Annotated in this window: 12 protein-coding genes and 1 pseudogene; 12 read left to right on the forward strand and 1 reads right to left on the reverse strand. The window is 41.7% G+C overall.

Annotated elements, in window-relative coordinates:
- Window positions 1-436: carboxypeptidase-like regulatory domain-containing protein (locus BSHG_RS14495; protein WP_008658426.1), on the reverse strand; the 436-nt coding region annotated here is incomplete at its 3' end.
- A 453-nt stretch (window positions 437-889) separates the two neighbouring features.
- Between BSHG_RS14495 and BSHG_RS14490 the strand changes: the two genes are divergently transcribed.
- The 12 genes and pseudogenes from BSHG_RS14490 (at window position 890) to BSHG_RS14435 (ending at window position 26,068) form a co-directional block, all read left to right on the forward strand.
- The gene (locus BSHG_RS14490; RefSeq protein ID WP_008658427.1) at window positions 890-2,071 is read left to right on the forward strand and encodes a Tsr0667 family tyrosine-type DNA invertase; all 1,182 of its coding nucleotides are present in this window, start codon (window positions 890-892) and stop codon (window positions 2,069-2,071) included.
- Between the two features lie 596 nt (window positions 2,072-2,667).
- Window positions 2,668-5,526, forward strand: a pseudogene (locus tag BSHG_RS14485) (SusC/RagA family TonB-linked outer membrane protein); the annotation flags it as partial.
- Window positions 5,527-5,547: 21 nt separating this feature from the next.
- Window positions 5,548-7,050, forward strand: coding sequence for a RagB/SusD family nutrient uptake outer membrane protein (locus BSHG_RS14480; RefSeq protein WP_008658429.1), 1,503 nt, complete (start codon window positions 5,548-5,550; stop codon window positions 7,048-7,050).
- A 495-nt stretch (window positions 7,051-7,545) separates the two neighbouring features.
- Entirely contained in the window at window positions 7,546-10,365 is a 2,820-nt protein-coding gene (locus BSHG_RS14475) for a SusC/RagA family TonB-linked outer membrane protein (RefSeq protein ID WP_005801480.1), read from the forward strand.
- A gap of 32 nt (window positions 10,366-10,397) precedes the next feature.
- On the forward strand, window positions 10,398-11,897 hold the full coding sequence (locus tag BSHG_RS14470) for a RagB/SusD family nutrient uptake outer membrane protein (protein ID WP_008658433.1): 1,500 nt from the start codon (window positions 10,398-10,400) through the stop codon (window positions 11,895-11,897).
- Between the two features lie 540 nt (window positions 11,898-12,437).
- Window positions 12,438-15,362 (forward strand): SusC/RagA family TonB-linked outer membrane protein, encoded by a 2,925-nt coding sequence (locus tag BSHG_RS14465; protein ID WP_005813409.1) that lies wholly within the window; start codon window positions 12,438-12,440, stop codon window positions 15,360-15,362.
- A 34-nt stretch (window positions 15,363-15,396) separates the two neighbouring features.
- Complete coding sequence (locus BSHG_RS14460) at window positions 15,397-16,791, forward strand: RagB/SusD family nutrient uptake outer membrane protein (RefSeq protein ID WP_005813408.1); 1,395 nt, start codon at window positions 15,397-15,399, stop codon at window positions 16,789-16,791.
- Window positions 16,792-16,907: 116 nt separating this feature from the next.
- Window positions 16,908-18,161, forward strand: coding sequence for a GTPase HflX (gene hflX / locus BSHG_RS14455; protein WP_005796343.1), 1,254 nt, complete (start codon window positions 16,908-16,910; stop codon window positions 18,159-18,161).
- A gap of 24 nt (window positions 18,162-18,185) precedes the next feature.
- Window positions 18,186-20,177, forward strand: a complete 1,992-nt coding sequence (locus tag BSHG_RS14450; RefSeq protein ID WP_008658440.1) for a DUF4954 family protein — start codon at window positions 18,186-18,188, stop codon at window positions 20,175-20,177.
- Between the two features lie 29 nt (window positions 20,178-20,206).
- Window positions 20,207-22,720, forward strand: a complete 2,514-nt coding sequence (locus BSHG_RS14445) for a M1 family metallopeptidase (RefSeq protein WP_008658442.1) — start codon at window positions 20,207-20,209, stop codon at window positions 22,718-22,720.
- A 423-nt stretch (window positions 22,721-23,143) separates the two neighbouring features.
- Complete coding sequence (locus BSHG_RS14440) at window positions 23,144-24,790, forward strand: fumarate hydratase (protein WP_005813403.1); 1,647 nt, start codon at window positions 23,144-23,146, stop codon at window positions 24,788-24,790.
- A gap of 132 nt (window positions 24,791-24,922) precedes the next feature.
- Window positions 24,923-26,068, forward strand: coding sequence for an acyltransferase (locus BSHG_RS14435; protein ID WP_005784696.1), 1,146 nt, complete (start codon window positions 24,923-24,925; stop codon window positions 26,066-26,068).
- Window positions 26,069-26,077 lie beyond the last annotated feature (9 nt).

The raw sequence follows: 26,077 nt of genomic DNA on the forward strand, positions 1-26,077 counted from the left end.
CCGAACCCGCAAGTTTATCCTGTACACTCAAAGAAGGAACGTCTTGAAGTTTTTCCGTTGTAATACTCGATGCTGCTCCCGTGAAAGATGACTTTTTAAAGTTACCATATCCTGTTACAACTACTTCGTCTAATACTTCAGTATCAGGCTTCAGCGTAATCTTCACAACAGGCTTAATTGCTACTTCAACAGTCTGCATACCAATATATGAAATCTGCAAAGTCTTTGCAGAACTTGGTATACCAGATAATGTAAATTTACCATCTACATCAGTAATAACACCTACAGTGGTGCCTTTAGCCAATACAGAGGCTCCAACAACTGGTTGCCCGTCTTCTTCAGAAATAACAACACCTGTTACCTTCTGAGTTTGGGCAGTTACTAGACCTATACCCATAAAAAGGCAAGTCAATAACAGCATTAATTTTCTTTTCATAAATTCTCTCTTAAAGTTTAACTTTACATTAATTGTTTCTTTACTCTAACAAAATGCAAATATATTAAGAAATATGAAACGGACAATCATTTTTATAAAAAAACCTTGCAAATATAACAAATCGTTATCTAAAAGCTCGATTTTATGTCTAATAACATAGAATTCCGCCTTAAAAAACGTAAACGGAGTTTATATTGCTAACATGTTGCAGGCACTATTCATATATATTTTTGCATATTTTTGTGTGTTTAAGCCTTAATAAGAGCTAAAATAATGCTTGTTTTTCTGTTAAGGAAGTTTTTATAAATATAAATTAGCCACTTTTTCAAAAGTCGAATTAGTTATTTCTATATAAAAAATAGCAGGTTTTAGCAGATATTAAATCTTATTCAATTCTAATATAGTACCCAAGCACGTCTTATTTGTCCATAGTATTAATTAAAAATAAAGGAAATGGATAAAATTATTTACAGTTTGGTGTATAATAGGAAAAAGAGCCTGAATAAAAAGGGTATGGCATTAGTACAGGTTGAGGCCTATTTAAACAGAAAAAAGAAATATTTCTCTACCAAAGTTTACTTGAGTCCCGATCAATGGGATTTTAAGAAGAGAATGGTTAAGAACCATCCTAATGCAGATGCTATCAATCACATGCTTTACGAGTTTATGGCAGAAATAGAGAAGAAAGAGTTGGGATTGTGGCAACAGGGGAAACAGATTTCATTGGATTCATTAAAGAATTCTATGGAAAATCAAGACGACAGTACTTCATTTATTGCATTTTTCCGCAACGAAATAGCAAAATCGTCATTGAAGGAAAGTACAAAACGCAATCATCTCTCAACATTAGAATTATTAAGGAGTTATAAGAAGGATGTGTCATTTTCTGAATTGACTTTTGAATTTATATCCTCATTTGATCACTATCTTCAGCAAAAAGGATATCATACTAACACAATTGCGAAACACATGAAACATCTAAAGCGTCATATTAATGTAGCCATAAATAAAGAATATATGGAAATACAGAAATATGCCTTTCGGAAATATAAGATCAAGAGTGTTGAGAATAATCATACTCACCTCTCTCCGGAGGAATTAGGAAAGATTGAAAGTCTGGAATTGGGGGGACGGTTCACTAAACTGGAAAAGACCAAAGATGCTTTCCTCTTTTGTTGTTATGCGGGATTACGATATTCTGACTTCACCAACTTATCCCCTGAAAACATAGTGAAAATGCATCAAGAAACTTGGCTTATTTATAAATCTGTGAAAACGAACACGGAAGTACGTCTTCCGCTTTATCTTTTATTTGAGGGGAAAGGAATAGAAGTCTTGAATAAATATCAAGATGATCTTGCCGATTTTTTTAAGCTTAGAGATAATTCAAATGTGAATAAGGAACTATTGATCATAGCAAAATTATCAGGGCTAAATAAACGTATTTCGTTCCATACCGCTCGCCATACCAATGCCACATTATTAATATACAGTGGAGTCAATATTACTACTGTACAAAAGCTATTGGGACATAAAAGTGTGAAAACAACACAGGTTTATACTAATATAATGGACATAACTATTGTAAGAGACTTAGAAAAGTCTAAAAATAATCACAAAGTATCTTATATGTAACAAAGATTTAAGCCTTACGTAAATGTATTGACTATTAACATTGTTAACACGAATCACAGTTCTCAAATATCGCTTCTAGAAAGAACTTGTTTTCTAATTGAAAATCACTAATTCTTTGCATGTAGGAAGTTAGTTTTAACTCAATGTTAAAACTAACTTCCTACATGCAAAATGTAAATGATTTAATTGGCTGTTTATTAAACACATAAGCTTATTAATCCCATTATGGAGAAATTTAGGTTTGTATTCTCTGTCTTTTATATAAATATCAAATTAGTAATTATCTTTTTTCATCTCTAAGCCATTTATGTGAGATAATAATAATAGACTGCTTTATGACTTCTTTTTCGTTTGGAACTATTAAGTATAACATTCTTTTTTCAGTCGTATACTTTTTAATCTATATTTCATTCACAATAAGCGGATTACATTTACAATAGTGGGAGATCGATATAGGGATTATTTGATTTTTATTACTAGCGCTCTTATAATATGTGATTGATATTCAGATATATAATCATTAATATTGTATTATAGGTAAAAGTTCTCGGTATTGCTATAAAACTCTTATAATAAAGAAGTTATGATATAATTGTAGTTCTGCAAAGACTTTGCAGATTTCGTACATCGGAATGCAGACTGCTGAGGTAGCAATTAGGCCTGTTGTGAAAATTATATTAAAACCAGACACTGAAGTCCTTGATGAAGTAGTAGTAACAGGATATGGTACTTTTAAAAAATCAACTTTTACGGGTGCGGCATCTACTATGGCTACAGAAAAGTTACAAGATATACCGACTATGGCCATTGAGGATAAACTTGCAGGTTCTATTCCGGGAGTACAAATCAGTTCATTTTCAGGAGCACCGGGAGCTACTACATCTGTACGTATTCGTGGAATGGGCTCCATGAATGCAGGAAATGATCCTTTATATGTGATTGATGGTACTCCAGTACAGTCAGGGAATATCAGTGCTTTTAATACTCCGAATACGGGGGAAGGATATAATAGTACCGGTACCAATGTATTGGCAACTTTAAACAGTAACGATATAGAATCGATAACAGTTATCAAAGACGCTGCTGCAGCGTCTTTATATGGTTCACGTGCTGCTAATGGCGTTATTGTGATCACCACTAAAAGGGGAGCTACAGGAAAGACTCAGTTCAACTTCCGTAGCGACTGGGGATTTTCCAATATAGCAGTTAATTACCGTCCGACCTTAAATGGAGATGATCGGCGTGAACTGATTAAGTTTGGTTTGAAAAACTATTATATGGATGAAGAAGGCATGACTGCAGCTCAGGCTGAAATTGCCTTGGAAGATGATATTGATGCTTTTGCTGCAAAACCAGTTAATGGTTGGACTAATTGGAAAGAGATCTTATTCAAGAATGGCAGTCACCAAAATTACGAAATCAGTGCCCAGGGAGGAACAGAAAAAACCAAATTCTATACATCTTTGGCTTATGCAAAGCAAGAAGGAATCACTGCACGATCCGGCTTAGAGCGCATGACAGGTAATGCAAATCTTTCTCACGAAACAGGACGTGTAAAAGTGGAAGCTTCTACTTTATTTTCACGTATTCTTCAAAATATGACTAATGAAGGTACTTCTTTTGCCAGTCCTATCATGAATGCTTTTTGGACTGCATCACCTTCCACTGTACCTTATAATGAGGATGGAACATTTAGTTCTAATTTTCCTTTAACGAATGGTGCAAATCCTGTGCAAACTCGGACATATAATTATGATCGTAATGCAATTACTCGTTCTTTCAATACTTTGGCAGCCACTGTTACTCTTTGGGATGAGTTGAAACTACGTGAAAAAATAGCCTTTGATTATACTTCCTCAATAGAGTCTGTATGGTGGGATCCACGTAGTAATGACGGACGTTCCTCCAATGGCGTATTCCAACGTTATAACCGAACATTGGAAACATTGACAACCCAAACCCAGTTGACTTATATTAAAACATTTGCTCAAAAGCATAATTTAGATGCTTTACTTGGTTTTGAAACTGAAGACTTCACAGACTCGTGGGTATATACTCATGGTTCTCAGTATCCTGGCTATAAAAATGAAATAGCAAATGCAGGAGAAACATCTTCTAATAGTAACCGTGATAAATCTCGTTTAACTTCTTTCTTAGGACGTGTAAATTATAATTTTGATAATACATACTATGCAGGCGTTAGTTATCGCCGTGATGGAAGTTCTCGTTTGTCAAGGGATAATCGTTGGGGAAATTTTTGGTCAATATCCGGATCTTGGAGATTTATGCAAGAATCATTTTTAGAGTCTATAAAAAATGTAATAACAGATGGTAAACTCCGTTTGTCATATGGCGTAAATGGGACACAACCAAGTACTTTTTATAGTTATATGATCAATATGTATAGAGCCGGACAAATTTATAACGGCCAGTCAGGTATGGGAGTTATCGGTATTGGTAGTCCTGATTTGAAATGGGAAAAGAATAAAGCTTTTAATCTTGGGTTGGATTTAACCTTTTGGGATCGTTTAAGCCTTACTTTGGATTATTATACGCGTAAAACAAATGATTTGTTAATGAATAAACGGATTTCGTATGTTCCGGGCTATTATGATCCAATAAGTTTCGCCCCTACTACTTTGCAGAATGTAGGTTCATTAGAGAATAAAGGTGTTGAAATTAGTCTGTCATCAACAAATATGCAGACTCAGGACTTGATCTGGACAACTACTTTTAACATTGGACATAATAAGAATAAGCTGGTCAAACTGGATGGTATTCAGACAGATGAGATTGATGGCGCATTAATACATCGAGTAGGTGAACCATATTATTCTTACTACATGTTTGAATATGCAGGAGTTGATCCGAAAACCGGTAATGAGATGTATTATAAAAATGATGGAACCAATGAGACTACAACATTGACTTTTGAAGCGCAGAAAGTAATAGTCGGGCATCATGATCCGAAAGTAGAGGGAGGATTGACCAATTTCGTAAAATGGAAATTTATTGACCTTAATCTGACACTGACTTATTCATTAGGAGGGAAGGCAGTAGATTATGCAACTTGGCTACACGATAATGGCGGTACTTATACGTCTTATGGCGCAGTTCCTTCATACTATAAATTGGAAGATATGTGGAAACAGGAAGGTGACAATGCTAAATTACCGAAATTTAAATACGGTAATTCACGTGTACTGTCGTCACGTTGGTTGATGCCCACTGACTATCTCCGTCTGAAAAACCTGTCATTGGGTTTCTCTGCCCCCAAAGGCTTATTGTCTAAGATGGGTATCTCCAAAGCAAGGGTTTACTTCTCTGCTAACAATCTGCTGACTTGGAAATCAAAAGATTTGCTGGTTGATCCCGAAATGCCGGTAGATGGTTTATGTACTTTCGAAATGCCTGCATTAAGAACATATACATTTGGTCTCGAAATTGGTTTTTAATAATCTAAAAAGAAAATAAGTATGAAGAGTACAATATATAAAGCATTGATAGGTGCTACTTTAATCATCGGCCTATCTTCGTGTGTAAACAATTGGTTGGATGTAGAACCAGGCGATCAAGTCGAAGCAGATGAGGCTGTCACTACAAGTGCTGACCTTTCTTCTGTGCGCGCCGGTATGTATCAGATAATTAAAGGAACATCCGACTTTAAGGACTATTATGCTGCCCGTATGTTTTATTACGGTGAGGTACGAGGTGAAGATATGCAAACGGAAAAGTCCGGCAGCCGTTCTCAGCTATGTTATGATATGACCTATTCAACAGCTGATAATGCACCCAGTATCTGGCAAACACCTTATATTGTGATTGGACGCGCAAACCGAATTATTGAAGCTGCAAAAAGTGGAAAACTGACTGATAAAGAAGAGGCTGCGGATATTATTGCCCAATATGCAGCAGAAGCAAAAGTTGCTCGGGCTATGGCTCATTTTGATTTGGTACGTGTATACGGTAAAACATATACAGCCCCTGATGCTCCCAACTCTTTGGGTATTCCTTTGGTTACCACAGTATTAGGTTCAGATAGTAAGTTAATCAGAAATACAGTTTCTGAGGTCTACACACAAGTGATTAAAGATTTGAATGAAGCTATAAATTCTAAGGCGCTATCAGAATCTTCTACCCCGGGATATATTAATTTATGGGCAGCAAAGGCTTTATTATCAAGAGTATACTTAACTCAAGGTGATAATCAAAAATCATTGGATGTTGCTGAAGATATCATTAAAAATTCTCCTTATAAACTTTGGAAGAATGAAGAATATGTGGGTGCATGGAGTAAAATAAGTGGAGTTCATTCTAACGAGATGCTTTTTGAAATAGCTATCACCGGTTCCACAGACTGGACAGATCGTGAAGGTATTGCTTACTTATATAATGAAGATGGGTATGCAGACATAATTGCCACTAAAAAATTTCTCGATCTACTTAATGAAGATCCGGATGACGTACGTTTGGGTGTGTTTTTAGCTCCAACCACTAAAGATTTCAAGAAATTATATGGGACAAATACTGTATTTCTGAACAAATATCCAGCAGATGGACTGAGCGATTTACGTTATAATAATGTTCCGTTAGTCCGTTTGTCTGAGGTATATTTAAATGCAGCAGAGGCTGCTGCCAAGCTAGGGAATCAGAATGATAAAGCTGTAGAATATTTGGATGCAATTGTTAAACGGGCTAATCCGAATAAAACAGTAAAGGGTACAACCGTTACAGTAGATAGAGTTTTATTAGAGAGAAGGAAAGAATTAATAGGTGAAGGACATCGCTTTTTTGATGCAATGCGTAATAATGAAACCGTTATTCGTTATACATCGAAAGAAGACCAAGGCTGGCAACAAGCATTGAAAGAGGAAGCACGTAGCTTTAATCGTGATTTCTACAAGACTTTATTACCAATTCCTCAAGATGAAATTGATGCAAATCCGTCAATGAAAGATCAGCAGAATACAGGATATTAATCAAGGGAAATATAATCTGTATTTACCATTTAATAATAAGACTACTATATCCAGTTTCAGATATAGTAGTCTTATTATTTATATCTATATGATTATGCTGGACAAAGTAAGAACAGAGCCTCTCAAATTAGAAGATATTTAAGAGAATATTCAACATGTATTTTGTGCAAAAATTGAAGAAAGGTAAAATTCTCTACAATTAGAAATTTTATCAGAAATATATACATGTAAAATTGAGATATTATCTGAAGAATAAAAATGGTAGATTTATTATTGAAATGAACAAACATTATAGCATTGAGCTTTAGACTGTTATCAAGGTATTGTGAGTACTATATAATGTATCATATGAAGTCTTTTAAAATTTTAGATTATATTATTTAATTGATTATCAGAATACTAACGCAAGATTTGTATATTTCTACCAAGTTCAATTATCGTTGATAACAATCACATTATAAAGAAGTTAGATCGTGTTACAGTTCTGCAAAGACTTTGCAGATTTCATATATTGGTATGCAGACTGTTGAAGTAGCAATTAAGCCTGTTGTGAAGATTACGCTGAAGCCTGATACTGAAGTATTAGACGAAGTAGTTGTAACAGGATATGGTAACTTTAAAAAGTCATCTTTCACGGGAGCAGCATCGAGTATTACAACGGAAAAACTTCAAGACGTTCCTTCTTTGAGTGTACAGGATAAACTTGCGGGTTCGGTTGCCGGTGTACAGATTACATCTACTTCCGGACAACCGGGTGCTGTGGAATCTGTGCGTATCCGTGGAATGGGATCAATCAATGCCGGTAATGATCCGTTGTATGTTATTGACGGAGTACCTGTAATGACCGGTGACGCCAGTGAATTTACTTACTCTCAGTCTGGTAACAGCTTACTGTCTACTATTAACAGTAATGATATCGAGTCAATGACAGTAATTAAAGATGCAGCGGCTGCTTCGCTTTACGGTTCGCGTGCTGCAAATGGTGTTATTGTAATTACTACGAAAAAAGGGGCTTCAGGAAAATTAAAACTCAATGTAAGGGCTGACTGGGGATTCTCTAACAAGGCTATTGATTATCGTCCTATTCTGAATGGTGAAGACAGACGTGACATTTTGTATATGGGTTTAAAGAACTATGCTCTAAATTCAGGTAAGGATGAAACTTATGCCGTGAACTATGCAGATAATAATATTGATAAATATGCTGCAAAACCTTGGAGTGGATATACTGATTGGGAAGATGTTCTTTTCAGAAATGGTTCTCATCAGAATTATGAAGTGAATGCCCAAGGAGGAAATGAGCGGACTAAATTTTATACTTCATTCGGATATACCAAACAGGAAGGTATTACACTTCAGTCCGGTTACGAGCGTATTACGGGACGTGCAAATATGAGCCATAAGGCGGATCGCGTTACAATCGAGGCAAGTACGATGTTTACGAATTCAACTCAGAATGTAAACTCGGAAGGAACAAGTTTCTCAAGCCCTATCATGTGTCTGGCCATGACAGCTTCTCCTTCTACATTCCCATATAACGAAGACGGTACATTCAGCACGAGTTTCCCTGCTTTGAATGGTGCCAATCCCCTTCAAACTGCAACATATAATTATGATCGCAGTACAATTGTACGTACCCTGAATACACTGTCTGCAACGTGGAATATTTGGGATAACTTGAATATTAAAGAAACTTTAGGTTATGATTTTAACCAAACAAATAATCGTGTGTGGTGGGATCCGCGTTCTAATGATGGACGTTCTTCAAAAGGAGTATTTCAGCGCTATATGATGAACAGAAGCAAATTGAATACTCAAACTCAGCTAACTTATAACAAGACATTTGCGGAACACCACAATATCGATGTATTGTTAGGTTTCGAAACTGAAGATTATAAGTACGATTATACCTATACTAATGGTAATACTTATCCATCTTACTTACCGGAAATTACGAATGCAGGTGTTTCTAGAGGTGCCAGTAACATTAACAGTTATCGAATGACCTCCTACTTGGGACGTTTAAATTATGATTATGCCGGCAAATATTATGTAAGTGGTAGTTTCCGTCGTGATGGTAGCTCACGTTTATCGAGAGACAGCCGTTGGGGTAATTTCTGGTCAGTATCAGGTTCGTGGAGACTTTCACAAGAAGCATTTATGGAGTCATTATCTAATGTTATTACTGATGCTAAAATACGTGCTTCTTACGGTGTAAATGGTACACAACCCAAAGACTACTATGGATATATGGGGGTATATGAGTTTGGATATAATTATAATGGGAATGGTGGTTCGTCAGAGGCACGTTTCTATAATCCCAGTCTGAAATGGGAAAAGAACTATGCTACAAACATTGGTATTGACCTTACATTATTCAATAGATTGACTGTTTCTGCAGAGTGGTATAATCGTGAAACAAAAGACTTGTTAATGGATAAACCGATTTCTGCAGCAGTAGGTGTTATCAATAGTTCGGGTGTTGCTAATATGCTCGTTAACGTTGGTTCAATGAGAAACCGTGGTTTTGAATTGGAATTGAAGTCCACTAACATTCAAAACAAAGACCTTCTTTGGACTACTTCTTTGAACATAGGACACAACAAGAATAAACTGACCAAACTGGATGGTGAACAACAGGAAATTATCAGTGGAGTTTCTATCCATCGTGTAGGTCAACCATATTACTCAATCTATGCGTATGAGTATGCAGGTGTCGATCCTCAGACAGGTAAAGAACTGTATTATATAAATGGTGAAGATGGCAGTCGTGAAACAACAACAAATTCTGCTGCCGCTAATAAAACAATCATTGGTTCTATCGAACCTAAAGTACAAGGCGGATTGACCAATTATGTTAGTTGGAAATTTATTGATTTCAACTTGACCCTGACTTATTCACTGGGTGGACATGCTTATGATTACGCCACTTGGCTGCAATCTAATGGAGGTACCTATCATTATTTAGGTAATGTTCCGGCTTATTATAAAATGGAAGATACTTGGCAGAAAACAGGTGATAATGCCAAACTGCCGCAATTTGCATACGGTAATGCCAATAAAGCTTCTTCTCGCTGGTTGATGTCTACCGATCATTTACGTGTAAAGAATATGACCTTGGGATTCACTTTACCTCAAAGTTGGTCGTCTAAAGCCGGTATAAGTAAGTTAAGAGCTTATGTTTCAGGAAACAACCTGTTGACTTGGAAGAAAAAGAGCTTGTACGTTGATCCGGAAGTTCCTGTTGACGGATTGTGTACATTCGAAACTCCGGCTCTCCGGACTGTTACATTTGGTCTTGAAATCGGTTTTTAATCAAGTAGAAACAATTTATGAAAAAAGAATTTATGAAAAAGATATATAAATCAATAACACTGGTTGCTGCTATTTTAAGTTTGTCTTCCTGCGGGAATGATTGGCTGGATAGAAAACCTGCCGACGGGATTCCATCAGAAGATGCTATCACTAACTATAATGACGCTCTGACTGCACGTACAGGTATGTATGATGGCATTCAGGGAAACTCCAATGCTACCAGCTATTATGGTGCCCGTATGTTTTATTACGGCGATGTTCGTGCTGACGATATGCAGGCAAGAACTCAAGGTATGCGTTCATCATCGTGCTATGAGATGCTCTACACTGTAGATGACGCTCCTAACATGTGGAATATACCTTATAATGTAATCCGTCGTGCCAACCGTTTGATCGAAGCGATCAATGAAAAAAAGGTAACCGATGCAACGGAAGCACAAATCGGTAAAATATATTCAGAAGCATTGGTTGTCAGGGCATTGGTTCATTTTGACTTGGTAAGAATCTATGGTATGCCTTATACGGCTGACAACGGAGCTTCTTTGGGGGTCCCGGTTATCGTGAAACCTTTGGAAAGAAATGATTTGCCCTCCAGAAATACAGTGGCAGAAGTTTATACACAAGTTATCACAGACCTGACTGATGCTATTAACTCAGGTTATCTTGCTAAAGATCAGACTCCGGGATATATTAATGAATGGGCAGCAAAAGCCTTGCTTACCAGGGTTTATCTGACTAAAGGTGATAATGAGAATGCACTCAAAGTTGCTGAAGATATTATAACCAATTCTCCATATAAGCTTTGGGCTAACGAGGAATATGTAAATGCATGGTATAAAAGCAATGGAGCGCATACAAACGAAATGATTTTTGAAGTTGTAAATGCAAGTAATGATGACTGGACTGACCGTAATGGTATTGCTTATTTGCTGAATGAGAACGGATATGCGGATGCAATAGTGACAAAGAGCTTTATGAATATGTTGAGTCAGGATCCTAAAGATGTTCGTATAGGTATGGTACTGCCTGCTCAATATGATAAGGATCTTCAAGAAGAATATGGCGATGCGAAAATCTTCATTAATAAATTTCCGGCGGATAAAGACGATGTAGGTGAAATGCGTTTAAATAATCTGCCATTACTTCGTCTTTCGGAAGTTTATCTGAGTGCTGCAGAAGCGGCAGCTAAACTTGGAGGGCATCAGGATAAAGCAGCCAAATATCTGAATGAAATTGTTCAGAGAGCAAATCCGGAGGCCAAAGCCATTTCGGAAGCAGATGCTACAGTAGAAAGAATTATTCTTGAAAGGAGAAAAGAAATGATTGGTGAAGGGCAACGTTACTTTGATGCATTGCGCAATAATGAAACAATCGTTCGCTATAAAGATGAAGGTGATAAGGGATATCATTATTCATTGATTAAAGAATCGCAAAGCTTTGACCGTACCTACTTCAGAGCTATACTTCCGATACCTGTTGATGAAACCAATGTGAATCCTAATTTGAGAGCTCAACAAAATCCCGGATATTAATTGTGGTTTAATAACATAATCAAAAGGCTGCTTTCTAAAAAGGAAGCAGCCTTTTTTATTACACATGAATTGAATTTCTTATTAGGTTCCATTATGATATTTGTTGTATATTAATCAAGGATGTCATTAATCATTTTACAATCGAAAGTTATTATCTGTTTTGAGATATCTATGGGAAGTGTTTTGAAAAATACTTATCTCATAAACTATCTGTAATTGTGATACTACCATAAATTTCTACCATTGGGAAAGGAATAAAATATCTATATAAAGCTAGTCGTTACTTGCTGCCGCGGGAAAAAACAGTAGAATAATAAATGGGATAAATGGTCTTATTACTTCTGATAATTAGATTATTACGTAACTTTTATAAGATATATAAAGTGCAACTAATTGAGGTTTTCAGAAAAACAGATCATCTGTAATATGCAGATAATAAGATATTTATTAAATACAGTTTCTTTCTACACTAAGTTCAATCTGAATTTGTAATAATCATATTATAAGATAGTTAGCACATACTACAGTTCTGCAAAGACTTTGCAGATTTCATATATTGGTATGCAGACCGCTGAGGTAGCAATTGCACCTAATATTAGAGTAATATTAAAAACAGACTCAAAAGCACTTGACGAGGTTGTGGTAGTTGCTTACGGAACACAAAGTGCTCGTACGGTGACCGCATCTGTATCTACTGTAAGAGCGGATGCTTTGAAAGATGTGCCAAGTGTAAGTTTTGATCAGATGCTTCAGGGACGTGCGTCAGGTGTTAGTATCACCACTCCGTCAGCAGGTGTAGGGCAGGCCCCGATTGTGCGGGTACGTGGTGTGAACTCGATTACTTCCGGTACTTCTCCTCTGTATGTTGTCGATGGAGTTCCTATCGAATCAGGTAATCTCTCTTATTTGGCTAATGCCAACGCACTGGCTGATATTAATCCGGCCGATATTGTATCTATGGATGTATTGAAGGATGCGGCGGCAGCTGCGTTGTATGGTTCGCGTGCTGCGAATGGAGTTATCTTGATTACCACTAAGCAAGGGCAAAGTGGTAAAGTCAAAGTAAGCTATGATGGTTTTGTCGGTTTCTCAAATGCAACCGATTTCTATGAAATGATGAATGCACAGGAATATGTCGACTTCAAGAATTTGGCCGTAAAGAACCGTTATGGGACAGATGAATTGTCACTGACTACCGGCTATGTTTCTCCTTATGGTAACAAAGCGTTTAACATGATGAAAGATGCCAATGGTAACTATGTAGATACTGACTGGAAAGATGCTGCCTTCCAAAACGGATTGTCACAGAGTCACTCTGTTGCTGTAAGTGGCGGATCGGATAAAGTGCGGTATTATCTGTCCGGTAACTATACAACGCAAGAAGGTATTGTGAAAGGTGATAAATATGACCGTTTGGGAGTAAAGGCTAATATTAACGTGCAGGCAACCGACTGGTTGAAGGTTGGAATGAATACCAACGTGACAACCGGAACGACATCTTACGTAGATGCTGCCCGTAGAGGTTCCAACTTTGCGGTAGGAGGATTTCCGCGTCTGGCATTGATCAATGCGCCTAACTTGCCGATGTATAATGAAGATGGTACTCCCTACTATCTGGCTCAAGGTTTGGGTTATGGAGGGAATACGGTATTCAGTACATTCTCTAATCCGGCTGCCATTTTGTCTTTGGGCAATGGATTGAGTTCTGACGTAACCCGTTTCATCGGAGTATTTTATGCCGAAGCAACTCCGTTGAAGGGGCTGTCATTGAAGACTCAGTATGGTGTGGACTATGCACGTATTGAGGAACAGCGTTTCTGGTCTCCGCTGCATGGTGATGGAGTAAATAGCAAAGGTCTGGCAAATGCCTATAATACCAAGAACAACAGATGGACTTGGACTAATACGGCAACTTATAATTTCTCTTTAGGACAGAATAACTTTAATTTGCTGGCCGGTACGGAAGCGTCTGAAAGAAATAACTCTCGTTGGACCGCACAGCGTAAAGATTTACAGGATGATAAATTTGTTGTATTCCAAGGTCCTTTTGGTTCGGCAACTGCCGGTGGTAGCTTGTCCAACAATACCATGGTCTCTTATTTCGGACGTATCAACTATGATTATGCTTCTAAATACATTGTATCTCTTAACTACCGTCGCGATGGTTATTCCGCTTTGAGTGAGAAGAATCGTTGGGGTAATTTCGGAGGTGTTTCCGCTGCATGGCGCGTATCCGAGGAAGGGTTCTTCAAACCCCTGCGTAATGTAGTCGACGACTTGAAGATAAAGGGAAGCTATGGTGTGGTTGGTAACACTGATATTTACGATTATGCTTCGAAATCATTCTATTCAAGCTACAACTATGGTATAAACGGTACTTATGGCCTGGCTCAGATTGCCGATCCGAACCTGAAATGGGAATCTTCGGAAAAATATAGTATTGGTTTCAATGCACGATTGCTGGATAGAATCAGTGTGGACTTTGACTACTATTATACGAAGTCTTCCGATTTGATTCTGGATGTACCTCAATCACCGTCCAAAGGTATTCCGGGCAATATCATTACTACCAATGCCGGAAAGATGAAGAATAGCGGTATTGAACTGACCGTCTCGGCCGATGTGATAAGAAACAGTCAGTTTACATGGGAAACCAGCTTTAACATTACGACTAACAAGAACAAGGTGATCTCACTGGCTGACGGTGTAGAGAATATTCTGAAAGGGGATAATGGCGGTTTAGAGATTACGAATATCACTGTACCGGGAAAATCTATCGGACGTCTGTATCTCTACCCAACTGCCGGAGTAGATCCCAAGTCGGGGCGTAGGGTATTTATTACTCCAGAAGGTGACAGAACCTTACTGATGTTCGAAAAAGGGGGATGGTTCTATGAAGATGGAACAGAATATGCCGGTGAATTTGAACCTGTTGATTGTGGAAATACACTTCCTACCTGGTACGGTGGCTGGACCAATAACTTCAAGTATAAAGGTTTCGACCTTTCTCTGTTTTTCCAATTCTCGGGAGGTAATAAGATTTATAACGGAACTAAAGCCAGTGTGAGCGATATGCGTTACTGGAACAACTCTAAAGATGTATATAAGAAGTACTGGACTCCGGAACGCACACATGCAGAGTATCCTATGCCGATATACGGTGATAATTACTCTAATGGTTCGGCATTGCCTATCAGCGACTTAGTGGAAAGAGGAGATTATTTACGTTTGAAGAATGTGTCACTGGGCTATACATTCAATACAAAGAACTGGTCGAAAGCTGTGGGAATCTCTGCACTTCGTCTTTACGTCCAGGCTCAGAACCTGTTCGTGATTACAGGTTATAGCGGTATGGATCCGGAGACACTAACCAACGTAGAGAGTGCGACTTTGTCAGGTGGTACGGATAAGAATACGTTGCCTCAGGCACGTACGTATACAATCGGTGTGAATCTGACATTCTAATATGGTTTTATAGTAACAGATAAAAGAAACTACAATGAAAAAGATAATTTTATTTTCGACATTATGTGCTTCTCTCTTTTTAGGTAGTTGCAGCAGCAGCTTCCTCGATCAGGAGCCTCCATTATATGTAAACGAGAACGATATTTTCACAAGTCCTACCCGAATCGAGGCAACTCTGAACGGCTTGTATGCTGCAATCAAGAACACGGGGACTAAGTCCTTGATGGGAGGTAAGTCCTATCTGGTGTTTGACAACAGGGGAGATGATGTTATTAATATCTCGAACAACCTGGTGACTTTGTTCAATACCTACAACATGAATGTAGGCATTACGGATGCCGAGAATGCCGACACTTGGACATACGCTTATCTGGCCATTAATAAAGTAAATACTTTCCTTCAGTCTCTTGAAGGTGCCAGGGAAGTTGCCGGTGAGAATTATGACCGCTATGTGCAGGAAGCTAAGTTTGTCAGGGCTTTGGCATACTACTATTTGAATAATTTGTATCCGACTCCGTATTCTGTGAATCCCGATGCAAAATCTGTTCCGTTGCGTCTTACTGCCGAAGCCGGAACTGAAAACAACAATATGCCCCGCTCTACGGTAAAGCAGATTTATGAACACATTCTGTCTGACTTGGAGAACATTTCGGCATTGGATACCGAAGTGAATACTTATACAGGGGTCACACATGCTACTCAGGCTGCTGCCAACATGCTTAAGATGAGAGTTTATATGGCAATGAACGAATGGGACAAAGCCATTGCAGCCGGAGAATTGGTGACCGGATATAGTTTGCCGGAAGACGTAACATTGATTTATAAGGCTCCGTACTTCAGTCAGGAGAGTATCTTCTCTTTGCCAATGGCAGACACTAATATCCCGAACACTCAGCAGTCATTGGCAGAATATTATTATGATGGCAAGATTATGCTGATCGATACAAAGAGCGGGATTATGTCAAAACCTGATTATTCGTTGGCTACCGATAAGCGTATCATAGCCTTTAAGGGAGAGAAAGACTTGTTGATGAAGTTTACGGATGCAAAAACTAAATTACAGTGGGTACCCATCTTCCGTTATGCCGAAACATTGCTGGATCTTGCCGAGTGTTATGCAAACAAAGCCGGGGGCGAAGCTACAGCCAAAAGCCTGTTGAAACAAGTCAGAGGCCGCTCGGTGGATGCGGCTACCGATCCGTTGAACATCGATAATCTGTCGGGTGATGCACTGAAAGAGGCAATTTACAATGAGAAGCGCCTTGAATTCATTGGTGAGGGTATTCGTGGTATCGACATTATGAGACGTGGTGAACACTTCATTAAAGTGGGCGAGAATGAGACGATCAATGTCGGTCCGTCCGATGAAAAATATACTTGGCCCATACCTCAGGTTGAGTTGTTGCTCAATAAAGATATTAATAAATAAATAGTCAATAAATAATAAAGAATCGCTCAGGTAGAAACACTTGGGCGATTTTTTCTTTTAGTATGTTACGAAAATAGCTATATTTGTCGCCATATTATAATAAGATATAAAGTAGAATGAAAGAATTTGTAATATCCGAAGCCAAAGTCGAAACAGCTGTTCTGGTGGGTCTCATTACGCAGACGCAAGATGAACGCAAGACTAACGAGTATCTCGACGAACTGGCATTTCTGGCTGAGACAGCCGGGGCGGAAGTAGTGAAAAGGTTTACGCAGAAGTTGCCGACGGCTAACTCAGTGACTTATGTAGGGAAAGGAAAACTGGAAGAAATAAAAGAATATATAAGGATAGAGGCTGAAGAAGACCGGGAAGTGGGAATGGTCATTTTTGATGACGAACTTTCAGCCAAGCAGATACGTAACATCGAAGCGGAACTGAAGGTGAAGATACTGGACCGTACTTCGCTGATTCTCGATATATTTGCCATGCGTGCCCAGACTGCCAACGCTAAAACTCAGGTGGAGCTGGCCCAGTATAAATACATGTTGCCCCGTCTGCAACGCCTTTGGACTCATCTTGAGCGTCAGGGTGGTGGTTCCGGAAGTGGTAAAGGCGGTTCGGTAGGACTTCGCGGTCCGGGTGAGACCCAGTTGGAGATGGACCGCCGTATCATCCTGAACCGTATGTCGCTGCTTAAAGAACGCCTTGCTGAAATAGATAAACAGAAGTCTACCCAGCGCAAGAACCGCGGGCGTATGATCCGTGTGGCCTTGGTGGGTTACACCAACGTTGGCAAATCGACCATGATGAACCTGTTGGCCAAGAGTGAAGTCTTTGCGGAGAACAAGCTGTTTGCCACACTCGATACGACGGTGCGCAAGGTGATTATCGATAATCTGCCTTTCTTGCTCTCCGATACCGTCGGGTTTATCCGTAAGTTACCTACTGACTTGGTAGATTCCTTTAAGTCGACCCTCGACGAAGTACGTGAGGCCGACTTGTTGGTTCATGTAGTAGATATTTCGCATCCCGGATTTGAAGAACAGATTGAGGTGGTGAACAAAACGCTGGCCGATATCGGAGGAGGCGGGAAACCGATGATTTTAATATTCAATAAGATAGACGCCTATACTTATGTAGAAAAGGCACCGGACGACCTTACCCCCAAAACAAAGGAAAACTTGACACTCGAAGAACTGATGAAAACGTGGATGGCCAAGATGGAGGACAATTGCCTGTTCATCTCCGCCCGTGAGAAAATCAATATAGACGAACTGAAGAGTGTGGTTTATCAGCGAGTGAAAGAATTGCACGTACAGAAGTATCCCTATAATGACTTTCTTTATCAGACCTACGAAGAAGAAGAGTAATTTGTAGTTTGTAACAAGAGGAGTATGGGAAAGACTTACCGTAGACTGACTGAAGATGAAGTGCTTCAGTTGAAGAGCCAGTCGTGTCTGGCCGATGACTGGAATAAGGTTGCAGTAGCCGAAGAGTTCACAACCGAATTTGTACATCACACCCGTTTCTCGGGTGAGGTGAAACTGGGAGTGTTCCATTCGGATTTTATCCTGCCGGGTGGAATCAAAAAACATTCCGGCCTGAGACATGTCACCCTGCATAATGTGACTGTTGGTGATAATTGCTGTATCGAGAACATCCAGAACTACATTGCCAACTATGAGATAGGAAACAATACTTTCATTGAGAATGTAGATATCATCCTGGTGGACGGCTTGACTCAGTTTGGCAACGGAGTAGAAACTGCCGTACTGAACGAGACGGGAGGTCGTGAAGTGCTGATTAACGACAAACTCTCTGCCCATCAAGCCTATATCCTGGCTCTTTACCGGCATCGTCCGGAACTGATCAGCCGGATGAAAGAGATTACAGACTATTATTCCAATAAACACGCTTCCGCGGTGGGAACCATCGGCAACCATGTGATGATTCTCAATACCGGTTCTATCAAGAATGTGCGTATCGGGGATTTCTGCCGGATCTGCGGGACGTGCCGTCTGTACAATGGGAGCATCAACAGTAACGAGTCTGCCCCGGTGCATATCGGACACGGCGTTATTTGCGATGATTTTATAATTTCCTCCGGTTCCCATGTCGACGACGGGGCCATGCTGACCCGTTGTTTTGTGGGACAAGCCTGTCAGTTGGGGCACAATTATTCCGCTTCCGACTCGCTGTTCTTTAGCAACTGCCAAGGAGAGAACGGTGAAGCATGTGCTATTTTTGCCGGGCCGTACACCGTCACCCATCATAAATCGACCTTACTGATAGCCGGTATGTTCTCGTTTATGAACGCCGGTTCAGGATCGAATCAGAGCAATCACATGTATAAACTGGGACCGATTCATCAAGGAACGTTGGAAAGGGGAGCTAAGACTACTTCCGATTCATACATCTTATGGCCGGCCCGTGTAGGCGCTTTTTCGCTGGTGATGGGGCGTCATGTGAACCATGCCGATACATCGAACCTGCCTTTCTCCTACCTGATTGAGCAACAGAATACCACGTATCTGGTTCCGGGAGTCAACCTGCGTAGTGTGGGTACCATCCGTGATGCCCAAAAGTGGCCGAAACGTGACAAACGTACAGACCCGAACCGGCTGGATTATATCAACTATAACCTTCTCAGTCCGTATACCATTCAGAAGATGTTTAAGGGACGCTCTATCCTGAAAGAGTTGAAGAGGGTGTCGGGCGAGACTTCGGAAATCTACTCTTATCAGAGTGCCAAAATTAAAAACTCCTCGTTGAATAGCGGTATACGCTATTACGAGATAGCCATCCATAAGTTTCTTGGCAACTCCATCATCAAGCGTTTTGAAGGGATCAACTTTAAAGATAATGAAGAGATACGCCGGCGTCTGAAGCCGGATACGGAAATCGGGGTAGGCGAATGGGTGGATATTGCCGGTTTGATTGCTCCCAAAAGTGAAGTGGAGAAGCTGATAGACGGCATTGAAAGCGGTGAGATTAACCGTCTGAAGAGTATGAATGCCTGTTTTGCCGCCATGCACGATAATTACTATACTTACGAATGGACATGGGCTTACCATAAGATACAGGAATTTTATGGCTTGAATCCCGAAACCATTACAGCAAAAGATATCATCGCCATCGTTCGCGCCTGGCGTGAAGCGGTGGTAGGACTTGACCGCATGGTATACGATGATGCGCGCAAGGAGTTCTCACTTTCGTCTATGACGGGCTTTGGTGCCGATGGTTCACGTGACGAAATGAAGCTCGACTTCGGTCAGGTTCGCGGCGATTTTGAGAGTAATCCGTTTGTTACCGCCGTGCTGAAGCATATTGATGATAAGACCGCTTTGGGAGAAGAACTGATTAACCGCATCGGGCAATTGGCGTGAGAGAGGGTACGAGTTATATAATATTTACTATGAAAATACATATCTTATTTGGAATGATCGGGTTCATTCTGCTGTCCGGTTGTAACCGGGCAGCAGAAAAGAACCCTCGTTTTTATGATGCCGGCGTTTCCAGGGAACTAGCCGGGCACCGCAAGGCCCAGATTAAGAATCTGAAGTATGAACTTAGTTTCAATATCCCGCGACAGAAAGAGGTTGCCATTGAGGGCGATATTACCTTGCGCTTTGATTTGGCTTCCCGACAGGAAGTCCTGATAGACTTTCGGGAAGAGCGTGAGAAGATCAAAGAGGTTATAGCCAACGGAGTGCCGGTGGACAAGGTGCGTTTTGAGAATGAGCACATCATTCTGCCTGCTTCGTCGACAGTGGAAGGAGCGAATGGAATACGGATTCGTTTCACCGCCGGCAATCAGTCACTGAACCGGAACGACGAATACCTCTACACATTGCTGGTTCCCGACCGTGCCCGTACCGTATTCCCCTGTTTTGAGCAGCCCAATTTGAAGGCGGAGTTCACTTTACAGCTTGAACTTCCCGCAGACTGGAAAGCTGTTTCTAATACATACATCCGGAGTGAGACGGTAACCGACGATCGTAAGACCGTCTGTTTTGCACCGACCGAACCTCTTAGTACGTACCTGTTCTCGTTTGTAGCCGGAAAGTTGGAGCGTCGGGAGTATACTCGGGACGGACGTACCATCGCTGCTTATTACCGGGAGACCGATCCTAAGAAAGTAGCTCAGTTGGATATTGTCTTCGGGCAGGTGATGGCATCGCTCCATTGGCTTGAAGAGTATACCGGCATTGCATATCCGTTTGCCAAGTACGATTTTATTGTTCTACCCGGTTTTCAGTTTGGCGGGATGGAACATACAGGGGCTACCTTATATAATGATAACGGGATTTTCCTGAGTGAACACCCTACACCGGACGAGGAGTTGAATCGGGCTGAGCTGATTGCCCATGAAACGTCGCACATGTGGTTTGGCGATTTGGTTACCATGGATTGGTTTGACGACGTATGGACTAAAGAAGTTTTTGCCAACTATTTTGCAGCCCGGATTGTCGAACCCCTATTTCCGGAGATCAATCACACCCAGAATAAACTCAAGACCTTTACGGCAGCTTCACTTTCCGAGGATCGTACTATGGGGACGAATGCCATCCGCCAACCGCTTGATAACTTGCGTAATGCCGGATTGATCTATGGGCAGATCATCTATAACAAGGCTCCCGTGATGATGGAAAAACTGGTCGACAAGATGGGGGAAGCCAATTTCCGGAGTGGTATACAGGAGTACCTGAAGACCTACTCGTACGGTAATGCCACCTGGGACGACCTGATCCGTATTCTGGACAGTAAGACGACCGAGGACCTGGCCGCCTTCAGTGATGTATGGGTGAACCGGAAAGGGATGCCCACGTTAACTTTCCGGACAGACGGGCAAGAACTGGAAATTCGCCAGCACGATCCCTACAACCGGGGATTGCTCTGGCCGCAACGTTTTGCCGTCACTCTTTGCGGAGAGCGCGATTCGGTGATCCGGGTGAATATGACAGATACCCTGTTCCGGATGCAACTTCCGTTTGTGCCTTCGCGCGTATTGCCCAATACCGATGGCAGAGGCTATGGGGTATTTGTGCCCGACGAGCCTGCTCTGCATTGGCTGGCGGCACATTGGTGGGAGATAGAAGATGATACGGCCCGCCAATCGCTGCTGATGGTGCTCTATGAAAATTATCTGGCCAAACACATCTCGGCGGACGACTGGGTCAACAGCCTGATAACAGGGCTTCCGGCCGAGAAGAACGCTTTGGTGGCTTCTACAGCCAGTGGTTATCTGGCGAATGTCATGCGGGAGATAGCTCCGGCAAACCGGGCAGAAGTAGAAGCCCGCATTTATACGATGACACAGAATCATCCGTTGCCTTCGTGCCGGATACAACTGATACGCCTTTTCATGCAGAATGCCATTTCCGAACCGATGGTGAAGAAGCTCTACATTTTGTGGCAACAGCAGTCCGACAAACATCTGAACCGACAGGATTATACAACTTTAGCCTACGAACTGGCTATTCGCATGCCTTTGGAGAGCGAACAGATACTCCGCACACAGCGGGCACGTATTGACGATCCGGATCGTTTGCGGCAGTTCGACTTTATCTCACGGGCAGCCGTATCCGATACTGCGCGGCTCGATACTCTGTTCAACAGCCTGCTGGCGGCAGAAAACCGCCGGATAGAGCCTTGGACGACTGCTGTCATTCGATACCTGAACCATCCGTTGCGTGAGGATCAGTCGGTGAAGTACATTCGTCCGGGACTGGAGGTGCTGGAAGAGGTACAACGCACCGGAGATATTTTCTTTCCCAAAAATTGGGCGGCAGCTTTGCTGGGCAATCATCTCAGTTCATCGGCTTACGAAGAAGTGGTACGCTTCCTGAACGAGCGTCCCGATTATTCACCGCTTTTGAAGAACAAGATATTGCAGGCAGCCTATCCGTTGTACCGGGCAAACAATTAAAATAATCACCGGAATGCTTGGCTTTGGCACTCCGATGTGGTATCTTTGTCAACAGATTCATTTTTAGATCCAAATTAGAATGCGATAGAAGAGGAGGCTTGCAAAGCTTCCTCTTTTTTTCGTATCCCTGCCTTTCGGTGTCTCCAACCCTGTGGCTTTCCAACCCTTCAAGACGGTTGCTTCGTGCTCCGGAGAGCCTTGCTTCGCCCAAAACAGACACTGGCATTTGCCCGAACAGACACCGGCATCTTGCAGAAGAGAGGCTCTCTTCCGGAATGGCTCCCGCTTTTCTGTGGAAACGCCTTCCGAACGTTAATAATAAGTAAATCCGCTCTTGACAAAATCTGCCACTTTATTCATACTTTGGAAAACTATTCTTACCTTTGCCTCACTAACTAACATTACGTAATAAAATTAAGAGATATGGCAACACCTCCGTTTAAGTATCAACCTATGTTCGAACATGGGGAAGATAAAACCGAGTATTATCTGCTTACCAAAGACTATGTGTCAGTAAGCGAGTTCGAAGGAACACCTGTGCTGAAAGTACAGAAAGAAGGTCTGACAGCGATGGCTAATACTGCTTTCCGCGACGTATCTTTCATGCTTCGCCGTGCGCACAACGAGCAGGTAGCGAAGATTCTGAGCGACCCGGAAGCAAGTGAAAACGACAAATACGTGGCATTGACTTTCCTGCGCAACGCTGAAGTGGCTGCCAAAGGTATACTTCCTTTCTGCCAGGATACCGGTACGGCTATCATCCACGGTGAAAAAGGACAGCAGGTATGGACAGGCTATTGCGATGAAGAAGCTTTGTCATTGGGTGTTTACAAGACATATACGGAAGAAAACCTGCGTTATTCACAGAATGCTCCGCTCAACATGTACGACGAGGTGAACACGAAGTGCAATCTACCGGCCCAGATCGATATCGAGGCTACGGAAGGCATGGAGTACAAATTCCTGTGTGTGACCAAGGGTGGTGGTTCTGCCAATAAGACTTATCTGTATCAGGAGACAAAAGCGATCCTGAATCCGGGCACTCTGGTTCCGTTCCTGGTTGAGAAGATGAAGACACTAGGTACAGCGGCTTGTCCTCCTTATCATATTGCATTCGTTATCGGCGGTACTTCGGCTGAGAAGAATCTGCTGACTGTGAAACTGGCTTCTACCCACTATTACGACGAGTTGCCGACTACCGGTAATGAGTATGGTCGTGCTTTCCGCGACGTAGAACTGGAGAAAGAGGTACTTGCCGAAGCCCAAAAGATCGGTTTGGGAGCACAGTTTGGCGGTAAATATCTGGCACACGATGTACGTATCATCCGTCTGCCCCGTCACGGAGCTTCTTGTCCGGTGGGCTTGGGTGTATCTTGTTCTGCCGACCGTAACATCAAATGTAAGATCAATAAAGACGGTATCTGGATTGAAAAACTCGATTCTAATCCGGGCAGTCTGATTCCCGCAGAACTGCGTGGCGCAGGTGAAGGCGATGTAGTGAAGATCGACCTGAACCAGCCGATGGCGGATATCCTGAAGGAACTGACTAAATATCCGGTAGCTACACGTCTGTCACTCAACGGTACGATCATCGTAGGCCGTGATATCGCTCACGCTAAACTGAAAGAACGTCTGGATCGCGGCGAAGATCTGCCCCAATATATCAAAGACCATCCGATTTATTATGCCGGTCCGGCTAAAACTCCTGCCGGCATGGCTTGCGGTTCGATGGGACCGACTACTGCCGGACGTATGGACCCCTATGTGGACTTGTTCCAGAGCCATGGCGGCAGCATGATTATGTTGGCAAAAGGTAACCGTAGCCAGCAGGTGACCGATGCTTGTAAGAAGTATGGCGGTTTCTACCTCGGTTCAATCGGTGGTCCGGCTGCTATCCTTGCCCAGAACAATATCAAGAGCATCGAATGCGTAGAATATCCGGAATTGGGTATGGAAGCTATCTGGAAGATCGAAGTAGAGGACTTCCCCGCATTTATTCTTGTAGATGACAAGGGTAACGACTTCTTTAAGCAGATAAAACCCCGTTGCGGTTCTTGCAGCAACAAATAAGAAATGGGTAAGTGACTATTAATAATAGTTGTTTATCATTTTAACTCGAGTGAGAGGCGTCTGTATGCTGTGTTATACAGATGCCTTTCTCATTATAAATACCTTGATCATTATCAGTAAAACGAATCACCGATGGAACTACAAAAGAATCCTCAACACATTGTCTGGCTGGACGTTGTCCGCTTCGTAGCCATGTTTACCGTTGTCTGTTGTCACTGCACAGACCCTTTTAACTTTTATCCGGGCACAGCGCCCAATATTGGCGAAATAAAACTCTGGGGTGCCATCTACGGAGCCTTGCTTCGTCCCTGCGTCCCCCTGTTCGTGATGATTACCGGAGCACTGCTTCTTCCGGTGCGCGGCGAGATCTCTGTCTTTTATAAGAAACGCATTCCGCGCGTCCTGTGGCCGTTTCTGATCTGGTCCGTTATCTACAATCTGTTTCCCTGGATCACCGGAGTGTTGGGCATCAAGCCGGAAGTCATTCTAGACTTTTTCCCTTATTCGGGCGAGGAAGTGATGCGTCAGTCGCTGCCTGTCTCTTTGGACTACATTGCTCAGATTCCTTTTAATTTCTCCATAGTAGATGTACACATGTGGTATATTTACCTGCTGATCGGTCTGTATCTTTACCTCCCCGTCTTTTCTGCCTGGGTGGAGAAAGCATCCGATAAGGCGAAGCTGTGGTTTCTCGGTGCATGGGCTGTCACTCTGTTGTTGCCATACTACAACCAGTTTGTGGCACAATACCTTTGGGGAACCTGTTCATGGAATGCGTTCGGCATGCTTTATTACTTTGCCGGTTTCAATGGCTATCTGTTGTTGGGACACTATCTGCGCAACCTTGACTGGTCTTTGGGTAAGATCCTGGCAATCGGTCTGCCGATGTTTGTAATAGGATATGCCGTTACCTTCTTCGGCTTCCGCTACGTCACGGCTTTGCCGGAGTTTAGCGACGAGATGCTCGAACTCTTCTTCACTTATTGTTCCCTGAATGTAGTGATGATGACCATTCCCGTGTTTATGCTTTGCAAGAAGGTGAATTTCCGTTCGGAGGGGATCAGGAAGGCACTTGCCAACCTCACTTTGTGTGGTTTCGGCATCTATATGATACACTATTTCTTTACCGGCCCTTCCGTACTGTTGGTACGTGCGTTAGGTGTACCTCTGGGCATTCAGATACCAGTGGCGTCTGTTTTTGCCTTCGGTGCTTCGTGGCTGATTGTGTGGACTGTCTATCGTGTGCTGGGCAAGAAGGCGAAATGGATTATGGGATAAAACTGTAAT

This window comes from Bacteroides sp. 3_2_5, assembly GCF_000159855.2.
Classification (GTDB): Bacteria; Bacteroidota; Bacteroidia; order Bacteroidales; family Bacteroidaceae; genus Bacteroides; species Bacteroides fragilis.

Coding starts and splice junctions, on each gene's coding strand:
- BSHG_RS14490 (WP_008658427.1), top strand. CDS start 890: ATGGATAAAATTATTTACAGTTTGGTGTATAATAGGAAAAAGAGCCTG.
- BSHG_RS14480 (WP_008658429.1), top strand. CDS start 5,548: ATGAAGAGTACAATATATAAAGCATTGATAGGTGCTACTTTAATCATC.
- BSHG_RS14470 (WP_008658433.1), top strand. CDS start 10,398: ATGAAAAAGATATATAAATCAATAACACTGGTTGCTGCTATTTTAAGT.
- BSHG_RS14460 (WP_005813408.1), top strand. CDS start 15,397: ATGAAAAAGATAATTTTATTTTCGACATTATGTGCTTCTCTCTTTTTA.
- hflX (WP_005796343.1), top strand. CDS start 16,908: ATGAAAGAATTTGTAATATCCGAAGCCAAAGTCGAAACAGCTGTTCTG.
- BSHG_RS14450 (WP_008658440.1), top strand. CDS start 18,186: ATGGGAAAGACTTACCGTAGACTGACTGAAGATGAAGTGCTTCAGTTG.
- BSHG_RS14445 (WP_008658442.1), top strand. CDS start 20,207: ATGAAAATACATATCTTATTTGGAATGATCGGGTTCATTCTGCTGTCC.
- BSHG_RS14440 (WP_005813403.1), top strand. CDS start 23,144: ATGGCAACACCTCCGTTTAAGTATCAACCTATGTTCGAACATGGGGAA.
- BSHG_RS14435 (WP_005784696.1), top strand. CDS start 24,923: ATGGAACTACAAAAGAATCCTCAACACATTGTCTGGCTGGACGTTGTC.